The organism is Ensifer sp. Root278 (assembly GCF_001429285.1).
Taxonomy (GTDB): domain Bacteria; phylum Pseudomonadota; class Alphaproteobacteria; order Rhizobiales; family Rhizobiaceae; genus Ensifer.
In genome coordinates this window covers 1-12,733 of the sequence record NZ_LMJJ01000014.1, presented here as the reverse complement: position 1 = coordinate 12,733, position 12,733 = coordinate 1, and the positions used below count along the sequence as shown (strand labels likewise).

Below are 12,733 nucleotides of genomic sequence, written 5' to 3'. Positions count from 1 at the left end.
TTGTGGTCACATCACGCCGAAGCGCTCGAAGGCCTCGACCGTGCTCATGCCGGCCTCGATCGCGAGGCGCACCTTGCTTTCGGTTTCGGCCTTTTCCAGCGCCAGCGCGATTGCTTCCCGTTCCGCCTCGCGCGGGATGACGAGCACGCCGTCACGGTCGCCGAAGAGGATATCGCCCGGCCGGATGCGGATGCCGCCGATCTCGATCGGGATACCGTAGTCGACGACCTTGCCGCGCGGCCCCTGGTCCTGCGCATAGGATCCGTAGCAGAAAGTCGGAAAATCGAGCGCAAGAATGCCGGCGCTGTCGCGGCAATAGCCGTCGCAGATCGCGCCGGCGGCTTTTAGTTTCATTGCACGGGTCGACATCAGCTCGCCCCAGACGGCGTAACGTGGCGAGGAGCCGGAACAGACATAGATCTCGTTGGGTTTCAGGCTATCGAGCGCGTGGAACATCAGGCCGAACGGTTTCGAGCTGAATTCCGAATGGCCGCTCGCCTCGGCGGTTGCGAAGAAATCGGCTTCGAGTACGGGCATCGCCCGCCCGACGGCGACCATGTCGTCGCGGAGCGCCCGGATCTGCGGCGGCAGGAACTGGTGTTGCAGCCCCATCGTGTCGAGGATGTCGCCGACCACGGCCGTGAACAGACGGCTGCGCATGGCGGTAAACAGTTCGGTATCGTCTTCAAAACGTGTCATTTCTCTTCCCTCAAGCCATGTGTGCCATGGCGGTAGCGATGCCCTGCATCACGCCTCTGATTTCCGCGAGGCCCTTCAACCGGCCGATCAGCGAATAGCCGGGGTTGATCCGCTCCTTGCCGATGTCGTCGGCCAGGAGGTGCCCGTGATCCGGGCGAAGCGGGATTTGCCAGTCGGCGCGGCCTTCCTGTAGCCGACGCTCCTGTTCCTGCATCAGCGCAAGGATCACTGCCGGCATGTCGCTCGATCCGCCGAGATGATCGGCCTCGTAGAAGGAGCCGTCCTCCTCCCGCTGGACATTGCGAAGGTGGGCAAAGTGAATGCGTGGGCCGAATTCACGAACCATGGCTGGCAGATCATTGTCGGTGCGCGTGCCATAGGATCCGGTGCAGAAGGTGATGCCGTTGGCTTGGCTGTCGACGGCGGCGAGGATGCGCCTTACATCCGCGGCCGTCGAAACGATGCGCGGCAGGCCATAGAGCGAAAAGGCCGGATCATCGGGGTGGATGCAAAGCCGGATACCGACCTCCTCCGCCACCGGAACGATCTCCTTGAGGAAGCGCGCCAGGTTGGCATGTAGGGCGTCTGCCGTCACGCCGTCATACTCGGCAAGGGCGGCCAGAAAGCTCGACCGATTGAACTGCCGCTCGGTTGCCGGCAGGCCGGCAATGAGATTGCGTTCGATCCGGTCGATCTTCGCCTGGTCCATCTGATCGAAACGCTGGCGGGCGGCGAAAATCTGCCGCTCGGAGTAACTATCCGCGACGCGCGGCCGCTTCAGCACGAAGAGGTCGTAGGCGGCAAAGTCGATCGCATCGAATCGCAATGCGTAACCGCCATTCGCCAACGGCTGCATCAACTCCGTGCGCGTCCAGTCGACCACCGGCATGAAGTTGTAGCAGACGGTCGTGATACCCGCGCGCGCCAGCGCTCGCAGCGTGTCCTTGTACCAGCCGATGTAGCGGGCGCTGTCGGCGGTCGCGAGCTTGATCGAGTTGTGCACCGGGATGCTCTCGACGACACTCCAGCGCATACCGGCGTCTTCAATCAGCGCCTTTTGGGCAAGGATCGCTTCATCCGACCAGGGCGATCCGTCATAGATATGATGCAGCGCCGAGACGATCCCCGTGGCCCCCGCCTGCCGGATATGGCTGAGCGGCACCGGATCATTTGGCCCATACCAGCGAAAACACTCTTCCATCAGTCTCATGCAGAACTCCTACCCCGCGTCAGTGGCTATTGTTGGACCACGCCTGTCAATAATGTCCGATTGGCCCAACAATTCAAGCCTTATGGGCGCAATTTCGGACGATGTTGGCAACTTTGCGCGAATTTTGAGAGATTGCGCTTGACTGAACGCGCAAACTGGACCAACAAATAGAGCATCGCAGGGAGGATGGCCGGTGAGCAGTTCTGTACGAGAAGAGGCGTTGTCGGGTGTGGAGCCCGTCGAGCCAGGCAAGACCTCGGCCGTGGACCGGCTGGTCGAGCAGATCCGCGACATGATCTCCGAGCGCGGTCTCGGTATCGGCGATGCGCTTCCGACCGAGCGCGATCTTGGCGAACAATTCCAGGCCGGGCGCAACACGGTGCGCGAGGCGCTGCAGGTGCTGCGCGCCTATGGCATGGTCGAGACGCGACCGAAGGTCGGCGCCGTTATCAGCGGCGGCCACGGCGAGGCGATCCGCCGGCTCTTTGCTTTTCACAACGGCATCTCGCCGGACTCTTTCCGCGACCTGCAGGGCTTCCGCCGCATCATCGAGACGGGTGTCGGCGAGCACATCATCCTGACGGCTGCTGACGCCGATTTCGACCGGCTGGATGCGATCAACGCGCGGATCCTAGAAGCGGACAGCGTCGAGGAAGCGGCGCAGTGCGACTACCAGTTCCATCAGGCGATCGTGGAGCTATCCGGCAATCGCACGACGGTCGCCGCCTACCACATGCTGCGCTCGGTGATCGAGGAGGTCATGCGGCTCGGCAAGGCGGAGCGCCCGGTGCATGCGGCGACTTTCGAGGCCCATGCCGAGATCATCAGGGCGCTGAGGGCCCGCGACCGCATCGCCTACGTCTACCTGATGAGCCGCCACCTGGAGTTCGGCATCCGCTTCGTCGATGCCGCGCCCGGCGGCCAGCCGTCGCGATGAGCACATAGAGATTTTCGCCTGGACCGCTCCCCAAATGGGCGGTGCTGGCATCCGTTTGCCGGATCCGCTCGCCCGTTGGTCCGGCGGCACGAACAGGGCACTTGGGAGGAGAACCGACATGAACAATTCGAAACGTCACATTCTGGCGCTTGCAGCATTGCTTGCCACCGTCAGCCTTGCGCCGGGTGCGGCACATGCCGGCGGCAAGGCGATCGCCGGCATCGTCTTTCAGCAGGACCAGTATTTCCGCGGCATCCAGATCGGGATGGAAAAGGCGGCCGAAGCCGCCGGCGACGAACTGCTCGCCGGCAACAGCGACAGCAAGCTGGAGAAGGAAGCTCAGCTCATCGACACCTACATCGCCCGCGGCGTGAACTCGATCGTCGTCGCGCCGCTTTCGGCCGACGCTTCGGTGCCGGCTCTGAAGAAAGCGCGTGACGCCGGCATCACGGTCGTCACCTACGGCACCTCGGCCAATGGCGACGTCGCCCAGGCGACGGTGACGAGCTCGGACCGCGATATCGGCATCGGCACTGGCAAGGCCGCGACCGATTTCTTGAAGACGCTCGGCAACGGCGAGAAGGTCAAGATCGGCACGCTCGCCTTCAAGGCGCTGCTTCCCGAACAGTCGAATGCCCGCGTCGATGGTTTCCTGAGTGTCGTCAAGGATCAGGTGGACATCGTCGCGCAACAGGACGCCTGGCTCGCCGAAAAGGCACTCGCCGTCGCAAGCGACATGCTGACGGCCAATCCCGATATCCGGGTGATCTATGCTGCCAACGAAGGCGGCACGATCGGTGCAGTGCAGGCGGTCAAGAAGGCGGGCCTTGAAGGCAAGGTCTTCGTCTTCGGCACCGACGGTTCCGAGCAACTCGCCAATATGCTCTTAAACTCCGACAACGTGCTGCAGGCGACGACGGCGCAGCAGCCGCTCGAGGTCGGCAAGCAGGCAATCGAAGCCGCGCAGAACCTGCTCGACGGCAAAAAGATCGAGACCAAGGTCAACGTGCCCGTTCTGCCTCTGACACGCGTCAACGCTGAAGGGGTCGCTGCCTACAAGGAAGGCCTGAAGGCCCTGAAGTAAGAGCCTAAGAGTGAACCGAGCGGCGGGCATCGCCCGCCGCTCCTTCGCCGCCGACAGCAGGAAATCCGCATGAGTTATCCGCAGCCAAGGTCAGCCGCGTTGCAAGGGGTGCAGGGACGGCTGGACTTTCGGACCGTGACCAAGCGTTACGGCCCGACTGTAGCCCTCTCCGAATTCACCCACAGCTTCGCACCCGGCCAGGTGCATGCCCTCATGGGCAAGAACGGCTCGGGCAAGTCGACGCTTGTCAAGCTTCTCGCCGGCGTGACCGAGCCGACATCCGGCACGATCAGCGTCAATGGCGAGGACCGCCATTTCACATCGCCGCATGATGCCTTTGCCGCCGGCATCGTCACCGTCCACCAGGAGCTCTCGCTGGTGCCGGAGCTCTCTGTCGGCGAGAACATCTTTCTCGGTCGGCTGCCGCACCGCCGCCGCGCCGGCTTTAGCGTCGTCGACTGGGCCGGCCTGCACCGGCGCGCCGGCGAACTGCTCGCCGACATGGGGCTTGCGATCGATTCCCGCCAACCGGTCTCCGCACTCAGCGTCGGCCAGCAGCAGGTGGTCGAGATCGTCAAGGCAATGTCCTTCAACCCGTCTATCCTGCTTCTGGACGAGCCGACCTCGGCGCTCGCTTCCCGCGAGGTCAAGCAGCTCTTCGCGCTGATCGAGCGGCTGCGCGCCCGTGGCGTGACGATGATCTACATCACCCACCGCATGAGCGAACTCTTCGAAATCGCCGATACTTGCACGGTGATCCGCGACGGCCACTATATCGGTTCCGTTGCGATGAAGGAGACGACGCCTTCCGCGATTGTCGGCATGATGTTCGGCGATGCGGCGCGCGCCACACGTCCGCCGCGGCGAACGCTTGACCGCGCCAAACCCGTGCTCGAGGTCCGCAATCTCAGTCGGGCCGGACATTTTCAGGATGTCTCCTTCGATCTCTATCCCGGCGAGATCCTCGGCATCGCCGGTCTGCTTGGTGCCGGCCGCACCGAGCTCATGCGGGCGATTTTTGGGGCCGACCGGATCGACGGCGGTTCGGTCACGTTCGACGGTCGCGACATGACCGGTGCCAGCCCGCGCGACATGCGCAAGGCCGGGCTCGGCTATACGCCGGAAAACCGCAAGGAGGTCGGCCTCGTGCAGTCGCTCTCGACGGCGGACAATCTCTGCATGGCGAGCCTCGGGCCGATTTCACGCAACGGCTTCATCTCGCGCCGGCGCGAGCAGCCGCATGTCCGCCGTCAGATTGCCGATCTGCACATCAAGTGCGGCGATCCGGAACTGCCGGTGTCGTCGCTGTCAGGCGGCAACCAGCAGAAGGTGGTGATCGGCAAATGGCTGAACCGGCAGCCCTCGGTGATGTTCTTCGACGAGCCGAGCCGCGGCGTCGATGTCCAGGCCAAGCGGCAGATCTTCGACATCATCTGGCAGCAGGCGGCTGACGGTCTCGCCAGCCTCTTCGTCTCGACGGAACTCGAGGAAGTGCTGGAAGTCGCCGACCGCATCCTCGTCATGCACCACGGCGCTGTCGTCGCCGAGGTGGATCCGACGAAAACCGACCTTACCGAACTTTACGGCCTGTGCATGGAAGGGGCCAAGCAATGACACTTGTGAGCCAAACGACCGAAGCTGGTGGCCAGAACACGCCGCTCAAGTTCCTCAAAACCTACCCGATGGAGATCATTCTCGCGGCGCTGGTGATCTTTCTGATCCTGGTCGCGCCCGGCTTCGCCTCTACCGGCAATGTGCTGAACGTGCTGCGCACGGTCTCGATGCTCGGCATCATCGCCTTCGGCATGACCGCCGTGATCATCAGCGGCGAAATCGACCTTTCGGTCGGAGCCGGTGCCGCGCTCGCCGGCTGCATCGTCGCCTGGTTCGCCGACCGCTTCGCCGGTGTCTTCGGCGACTGGGGTGCGGTCACGGTCGGTTTTGGCGTGGCGCTGTTACTCGGCTTCACGCTCGGCTACCTCACCGGTCGCTTCCGGCAATGGTTCAACGTGCCGACCTTCATCACCACGCTCGCGCTTTTCGCGGCGCTGCGCGGTGTCGCCAACCTGATCACCGGCGGCTTCCCGATGTCGTCCTTCCCGCTGGGCTTCGATTTCCTCGGCGGCGGCTATCTCTTCGGCATTCCGTTCCCGGTCTATATCTTCGCGCTGACCTTTGCCGGCATGCACTTCCTGATGAAGTACACGAGCTTCGGCCGCGAGGTTTATGCCGTCGGCGGCAATATGGAGGCCGCACGCCTTTCCGGCATCGACATCTGGAAGGTGAAGGCGCTGACGCTCGGCCTCACCGGCGCGCTGACCGCCGTGTCCGGCACGCTGATCGCCTCGCAGATTGGGGCTGGAACCGGGACGACGGCAACCGGCATGGAGCTCGACGTGATCGCGGCCGTCATCATCGGCGGCACGTCACTCTTCGGCGGCAAGGGCCGTATCTGGGGCACGCTGATCGGGGTCCTTTTCCTCGGCTGCATCTCCAACGGCATGACGCTGATGAATGTCAGCGAGTACTGGCAATACGTCGTGCGCGGCGGGATCATCCTCGGCGCCGTGCTTCTCAACCAGGTCCTGGAACGGGTGCGTTGAGACCGGAGCGGGGTGCTCGCATCCCGCTCCCTCAAGAAAATCGATCACGCTTGTGATTTCGGGTCTGTGCGGCCCGAGACCATCGCGATCCATCGCGGAGACAATCATGACTGAATTCAAGGGAAAAATCGCGCTGGTCACCGGCACCTCAGGGATCGGCCTCGCCTCGGCAATCCGTCTGGCTTCATCAGGGGCGACTGTGCTGGCCTGCGGCAATGACGTCGCCATCAATGAGATCTTCGATCGGATTGCCAAAGAACGCGACCTGCCGATGTCGACACGGCTGACGGACGTCTCCGTCGAGGCTGAGGTGGAGGCAGCGGTGCGCGAAGCGGTGCTGCGCCGTGGCGGGCTGGACATCATCGTCAATGCGGCGGCCGTTCATCCCTATGGCACGGTTCTCGATACCAGCGCCGAGACCTTTGCGCGCTGCCTCTCGGTCAATGTCGGCTCGATCTATCTGACCGGTCGCTTCGGTATTCCGGAAATGATGAAGCGCGGCGGCGGCGCCATCGTCAACATTTCCTCGGTGCAGGGCCATGCCTGCCAGCAGAACGTTGCGGCCTATGTCGCCTCCAAGGGCGCGATCCATGCGCTGACCCGTGCCATGGCGCTGGACCATGCGGCGGCGAAGGTTCGGGTAAACTCGGTCAGTCCCGGCTCCGTACGCACGCCGCTGCTCTCGCTCGCGGCCCGCACCTATGGCGGCGAGGGCGTCAGCGAGGCGGAAGCCTTCGCCCGCTTCGGCGCCGCGCACCCGGTCGGACGCATCGGTGAGCCGGAGGAGGTGGCGGAACTCGTCGCCTATCTCGCCTCCGACCGCGCCGCTTTCGTCACCGGTTCGGATTTCCGCATCGACGGCGGCCTCACTGCCGGTATCGGCGTCAAGTAATCAGACAGGAATTGATAAGATGAAGATCGGCCTCGGGCTTTACCGGGAACAGCTCACCCCGGACAATTTTCAGTTTGCGCAGCAGGCAGGTGCGACCCATGTGGTCGCGCATCTGACCAACTATTTCGCCGGCAAGGATCCGAAGATTGACAGCGGTGACCAGGGCGGCTGGGGCGATTGTTCCGGCGACCGGCTCTGGACTTACGAGGAGCTGTCGGCACTGGTGAAGGACGTGCGCGCCGGCGGCCTGGAGATCGCGGCGATCGAGAATTTCTCGCCGCGCTTTTGGTTCGACGTGCTTCTCGATGGACCTGAGCGCGCCCAGCAGATCGAGGGGCTGAAACAGCTGATCCGCGATGCCGGTCGCGCCGGCATCCCCTGCATCGGCTATAACTTCTCGCTCGCCGGCGTCTATGGCTGGACACGCGGCCCCTATGCCCGTGGTGGCGCCGAGTCCGTCGGCTTCGGGGTCGAAAACAGCATCGCGCCAAGCCCGGATGCGCCGATTCCCGACGGCATGGTCTGGAACATGCGCTACCGCCGTGGTGTCGCGGGAGCCGCTTCGGTCTCCGTCAGTTCGGCGGAGCTCTGGGATCGGCTTGCCCATTTCTTGAAGGAAGTCGTCCCGGTCGCCGAGGAGGCGGGTGTGGTGCTCGGCGCCCATCCGGATGATCCGCCGGCGGAGGAGTTGCGCGGGACTGCGCGGCTCGTCAATCGGCCAGAAAAATACGACCGGCTGATGGCCATCGTCGACTCGCCGTCGAACGGCCTGGAGCTCTGCCTCGGCTCGCTGCAGGAGATGCCGGGCGGCGATATCTATGAGCACGTCCGCCGTTTCGCCCGCTCCGGCCGCATTGGCTACATCCATTTCCGCAACGTACGCGGAAAGATGCCGCGTTATGTCGAAACCTTCGTCGACGAGGGTGATATCGACATGGCCGAAATCATCCGCATCCTACGTGACGAGAACTATCAGGGCGTGATGATCCCGGATCATACGCCGGCGATGACCTGCGGCGCCTCCTGGCACGCCGGCAAGGCTTTTGCGCTCGGCTACATGAAGGCGCTGGTGCAAAACGCTGAGGCGCTTGGGCCGTCGCAGTCGATCCCGACGAGAGTGGCAGCGGAATAGGAGACGCAGATGGCACGCGATCTCATCTGTGTCGCGCCCGTCGGCGACCGCTGCGGCGAGGGCGCCGTCTGGTCGACGGCGGAGGCGGCGCTCTACTGGACCGACATCAACCGCTTCCTGATCCATCGCTATGACGAAGCGACGCGTGCCGTCCGGACCTGGTTGTTCGAGGAGCCGGTGGTCGCGATCTCGCTGACTGAGGAAGACGGCCGGCTGCTCGTCGCGCTTGGATCGAAGCTGATCTGGTGGTGGCCGCAGACCGACCGGCGCGAGGATCACGGCTTCGTCCTGCCCGGTACGCCGCGGGTGCGGCTCAATGATGGTCGCGCCGACCCGGCCGGGAATTTCTGGGTCGGTTCGATGAAGAACAACGTTCTGCCCGATGGTCAGCTTGGCGAGGTTGGGCCGGGAGAGGGCATTCTCTACCGGATCGCGCCGGATGGCGCCGTCAGCGAATGGCGGCATGGGCTCGGTATTTCCAACACCCTCTGCTGGAGTCCGGACCGATGCACCTTCTATTTCGGCGATACGCTGGCAAACGAGATCTACGCCTACGACTACGATGCCAAGGTGGGGGCGATATCGGAAGAGCGGCATTTCTTCACCGGGTTCGACCGAGGTTCGCCCGACGGTTCGGCGATCGACAGCGAAGGCTTTCTCTGGAACTGCCGCTATGGCGGCCGTTGCATAACGCGCATCGCGCCCGACGGCAGTCTTGCCGAGGCGATCGACATGCCGGTCACCAACATCACCACCTGCACCTTTGGCGGGGCGGATCTGAAGACGCTTTACATCACCACCGCCGGCTCGGGGCCGGAGGAGCGCCTGGCCGGCAGCCTCTATGCAATGCGGGTCGAGGTCGCGGGCCTTCCGGAAAACCGCTACGGGGTAGCGACCAAGTGAGCGCGGAGACGACACGACGCGCCCTTGCCTGGGCGCATGGGTGCCTTTCGGTGCAGTCGCTCGGCGGCATGCTCGGCCCCGTGCTGTTCCTGCTGCCGGATGGACGTCAGGTCAGCCCGCTGCATGTCGCGCCTTGGGGCAATGATCCCGAGCGCGAGACACTGCCGGAAATTCTGCAACAACTGCGCGGCGAATGGCCCTGCGTCCCCTTCGGCAGCGACACCAACCGGTCGCTCCCCGCAGGCTGGTCCGCAACGGGCGAGAGCTTCGAGGGTGCCGGTGTGCCACATGGTCACGGCTCCAATGTCCATTGGACCTCGGGCGACTGCGATGTCCGCCAGATCACCATGGAATGCCACTACCCCGACGACCATCCGATCCGGTTGCTTCGCCGGCGGATCGTTCCGGATCAAAGCGCGGCTGCCATCGACATCACGCTGGAAATCGAGGCGCGGCGGCCATGCCGCCTTCCGATCGGGCTACATCCGACATTTCGCCTGTCGCCGCGGCCGGGCTCGGTCGTCATTGAACCCGGCGCCTACGATCGCGTCTGGAGTGTTCCCGGCGATGTCGAACCGGGTGCAGCGTTGTTCACGCCCGATCGGCAATGGTCGTCGCTCGACAAAGCCGAGGCGCGCTGCGGTGCGACGATGGATGCGACCCAGGTGCCGCTCATGGAAGACACCGAGGACCTGCTGCAGCTCTCGGGCATCGATGGCAGCGTCGCGCTTCACTACCGCGACGAAGGTTTTCGCGCGCGGCTTTCCTGGCAGAAGGAACACTTTCCGAGCCTGCTGCTCTGGTACAGCAACCGCGGCCGCAAGGCCTATCCCTGGGACGGACGACATGTGGCGCTCGGCGTCGAGCCGATCGCCTCCGCCTTCGACCTCGGACCTTCCATCTCAACGGCTGCCAACCCTCTGGCGGCATCCGGCATTGCGACGGCAATCGCGTTCGAGCCCGGCCATACCTTCACCACCCGTTACCGGCTTTCCGTCGAAGCCGCTCGCTTGGGCTGAGCGTCGCTCGCCCAGACATTTCGCATTGAAAGGCCAAGAGAATGAAATTGTTGCGCCTCACCGTCGACGGCTTCGCCGTGCCCTGCATCCTCGATGGCGAGGGTCGGGCGCGGGATGTCTCCTCGCTCGTGCAGGACTTCACGGCGGAAACCCTGTCAGCTGTCAGGGTGGCGCTGTCTGGTATTGATCTATCGGCCCTGCCCGTGGTGCCGGTGATCGACGCCGATATCCTGCCGCCGGTCGCAAGGCCGGGAACGATCTGGTGTGTCGGGCTCAACTATTCCGACCACGCGGAAGAAGCGGGCCTGCCGGTGCCGACTGAACCGATCCTTTTCAACAAGGCGGCCGGCACCTATTGCGGTCCGAACGCGCCGCTTCTCCATTCCGAAAAAATGTCGAAGCTCGACTGGGAAGTCGAACTGGGCATCGTCATCGGCGCGCGCGCGCTGAACGTATCGCGCGCCGACGCGATGGATCACGTCTTCGGTTACACAGTTGTCAACGATGTCTCCGAGCGCGCCTGGCAGATGGAGCGCGGCGGCCAATGGGTGAAGGGCAAGAGTTTTCCCAATTTCTGCCCGACAGGCCCCTGGCTCGTCACCCGCGACGAAGTGCCGGACCCGCAGGCGCTTTCCATGTGGCTCGACGTCAACGGCGAACGCATGCAGGTAGGCACCACCGCGCGCATGATCTTCGATGTCGCGACCATCGTCTCCTACATGAGCGAGTTCTGCGTGCTGGAGCCGGGCGATCTCATCTGCACCGGCACGCCGCCGGGCGTCGGCATGGGCAAAAGGCCGCCGCGCTATCTGAAGCCCGGCGATGTGGTGGAACTCGGGATCGACGGCCTCGGCCGCCAGCGGCTGATCGTTCAGTCCCTCTAGATCGATACGGAAAGGCCTGACCATGAATGGAAATACGGGACGATCGGCCGGACGCGTGGCCGTGATCACCGCCGCAGGCCAGGGCATCGGCCGTGCCGTTGCCGAGCGGTTGATGGCCGAGGGTGCGGAGGTCCACGCCAGCGACATCAATGCCGACCTGCTCGCAACGCTCGACGGTGCCGCAACGACGACGCTCGATGCGACGGATCACGCGGCAGTCGCCGCCTACTTCGCCGGCTTCGCACGGGTCGACATTCTCGTCCATGCGGTCGGCTATGTGCACCAGGGCACGATCGAGGAGTGCTCGGCCGAGGACTGGCGTCGCTCGGTCAACATCACGCTCGACAGCGCCTATAACGTCATTGCCGGCGCGATCCCGAAGATGAAGGCCGAAGGCGGCAGCATCATCACCATCGGTTCGGTTGCCTCGTCGATCAAGGGCTTTCCGCGGCGCGCCGCCTATGGTGCCGCCAAGGGCGGTGTCATCGGTCTCACCAAGGCGGTCGCCGCCGACTATGTGTCCCATGGCATTCGCTGCAATTCGATCTGCCCCGGAACGATCGCGTCGCCTTCTCTGGAGGAGCGCATCGGCGAACTCGGCGAGAAGCTGGGAAGCCGTGACGAGGCTTACCGGTCTTTCATCAGCCGCCAGCCGGCCGGACGCTTCGGCACGGTGGAGGAGGTTGCCGCCATCTGCGCCTTCCTCGCCTCCGACGAAGCAGCCTTCATCACCGGCCAGGCGATCAATATCGATGGTGGCATTACGATCTGACGCACGCGGCCGCCCGCTGACAGGCGGCGCAACATCATCGGAGAGGACCGCTGCTCAACCCGGAAGTTTTCGATTTTCCGAGAGGAGCCAACCCAATCTCCCTCATCCTCGCCCCTGTGGCGGGGATCCAGCGACCCGACGTCCGTCGGGTCAAGGGCCTTTCAGCCCAAGGACTTGGTCTGGCTGGATTTCTGTGACAGGCACAGAAATGAGGAGGATCTGGTTACGTCCTCTTCCTTTCTGCGACGTCGCAGTAACAGCTCGCAATCTTGTTTGTACGAGATCAGCAAACGCAAAACACCTCCGGATGTGTGCCGGAGGTGTCTGTTCTTGTCTGCAGGTCGGCGTCAGATCACGCCGACTGGAATCGTTGGTGGCTCAGGCCGACAGTGCCTTGAACGCGGCGAGGATGGCGTCGCCCATTTCCGTCGTGCCGACCTTCTTCGCACCCTCGGCCATGATGTCGCCGGTGCGGATGCCCTGGTCGAGCACGGCGGCGATCGCCTTCTCCAGATTGTCGGCTTCCCTCACCAGGTTGAAGGAATAACGCAGGCACATGGCAAAGGAGGCGATCATCGCGATCGGGTTGGCGATGCCC

The 12,733-nt window shown here is 63.9% G+C and carries 13 protein-coding genes; 10 read left to right on the top strand and 3 right to left on the bottom strand.

Annotated features, from left to right (window positions below; genetic code table 11):
* Positions 1-6: 6 nt before the first annotated feature.
* Both ASE60_RS14160 and uxuA read right to left on the bottom strand, forming a co-directional pair.
* Positions 7-699 (bottom strand): RraA family protein, encoded by a 693-nt coding sequence (locus ASE60_RS14160; RefSeq protein ID WP_057251204.1) that lies wholly within the window; start codon positions 697-699, stop codon positions 7-9.
* A gap of 10 nt (positions 700-709) precedes the next feature.
* On the bottom strand, positions 710-1,900 hold the full coding sequence (uxuA, locus tag ASE60_RS14155; protein ID WP_057251203.1) for a mannonate dehydratase: 1,191 nt from the start codon (positions 1,898-1,900) through the stop codon (positions 710-712).
* A 202-nt stretch (positions 1,901-2,102) separates the two neighbouring features.
* Here uxuA and ASE60_RS14150 point away from each other — a divergent pair, with 202 nt between their 5' ends.
* The 10 genes from ASE60_RS14150 to ASE60_RS14105 all read left to right on the top strand — a co-directional run bounded on the left by ASE60_RS14150 (position 2,103) and on the right by ASE60_RS14105 (position 12,135).
* A complete protein-coding gene (locus ASE60_RS14150; protein ID WP_057251202.1) occupies positions 2,103-2,846 on the top strand; it encodes a FadR/GntR family transcriptional regulator in 744 nt (247 codons plus the stop codon).
* A gap of 118 nt (positions 2,847-2,964) precedes the next feature.
* Positions 2,965-3,930: a substrate-binding domain-containing protein gene (locus tag ASE60_RS14145; protein ID WP_057251201.1), complete on the top strand. Its 966-nt coding sequence runs from the start codon at positions 2,965-2,967 to the stop codon at positions 3,928-3,930.
* Positions 3,931-3,999: 69 nt separating this feature from the next.
* The gene (locus ASE60_RS14140; RefSeq protein WP_082615855.1) at positions 4,000-5,544 is read left to right on the top strand and encodes a sugar ABC transporter ATP-binding protein; all 1,545 of its coding nucleotides are present in this window, start codon (positions 4,000-4,002) and stop codon (positions 5,542-5,544) included.
* Positions 5,541-6,533 carry an ABC transporter permease gene (locus tag ASE60_RS14135; protein ID WP_057251200.1) on the top strand — a complete coding sequence of 331 codons (993 nt, stop codon included), beginning with the start codon at positions 5,541-5,543 and terminating at the stop codon, positions 6,531-6,533. The genes ASE60_RS14140 and ASE60_RS14135 overlap by 4 nt, the downstream gene beginning before the upstream one ends.
* Before the next feature lie 106 nt (positions 6,534-6,639).
* Positions 6,640-7,425, top strand: a complete 786-nt coding sequence (locus tag ASE60_RS14130; RefSeq protein ID WP_057251199.1) for an SDR family oxidoreductase — start codon at positions 6,640-6,642, stop codon at positions 7,423-7,425.
* A 19-nt stretch (positions 7,426-7,444) separates the two neighbouring features.
* Entirely contained in the window at positions 7,445-8,557 is a 1,113-nt protein-coding gene (locus ASE60_RS14125; protein WP_057251198.1) for a mannonate dehydratase, read from the top strand.
* 9 nt (positions 8,558-8,566) lie between these two features.
* The gene (locus ASE60_RS14120; RefSeq protein WP_057251197.1) at positions 8,567-9,460 is read left to right on the top strand and encodes an SMP-30/gluconolactonase/LRE family protein; all 894 of its coding nucleotides are present in this window, start codon (positions 8,567-8,569) and stop codon (positions 9,458-9,460) included.
* Positions 9,457-10,479, top strand: coding sequence for a hypothetical protein (locus ASE60_RS14115; RefSeq protein ID WP_057251196.1), 1,023 nt, complete (start codon positions 9,457-9,459; stop codon positions 10,477-10,479). Before ASE60_RS14120 ends, ASE60_RS14115 begins: the two co-directional genes overlap by 4 nt.
* 41 nt (positions 10,480-10,520) lie before the next feature.
* Positions 10,521-11,363 (top strand): fumarylacetoacetate hydrolase family protein, encoded by an 843-nt coding sequence (locus tag ASE60_RS14110; RefSeq protein WP_057251195.1) that lies wholly within the window; start codon positions 10,521-10,523, stop codon positions 11,361-11,363.
* A 22-nt stretch (positions 11,364-11,385) separates the two neighbouring features.
* Positions 11,386-12,135, top strand: a complete 750-nt coding sequence (locus ASE60_RS14105; RefSeq protein WP_057251194.1) for an SDR family oxidoreductase — start codon at positions 11,386-11,388, stop codon at positions 12,133-12,135.
* Between the two features lie 378 nt (positions 12,136-12,513).
* Here the strand turns inward: ASE60_RS14105 and ASE60_RS14100 are convergent.
* Positions 12,514-12,733, bottom strand: a 220-nt coding sequence (locus tag ASE60_RS14100; protein WP_244495611.1) for an isocitrate/isopropylmalate family dehydrogenase, incomplete at its 5' end; no start/stop codon positions are given.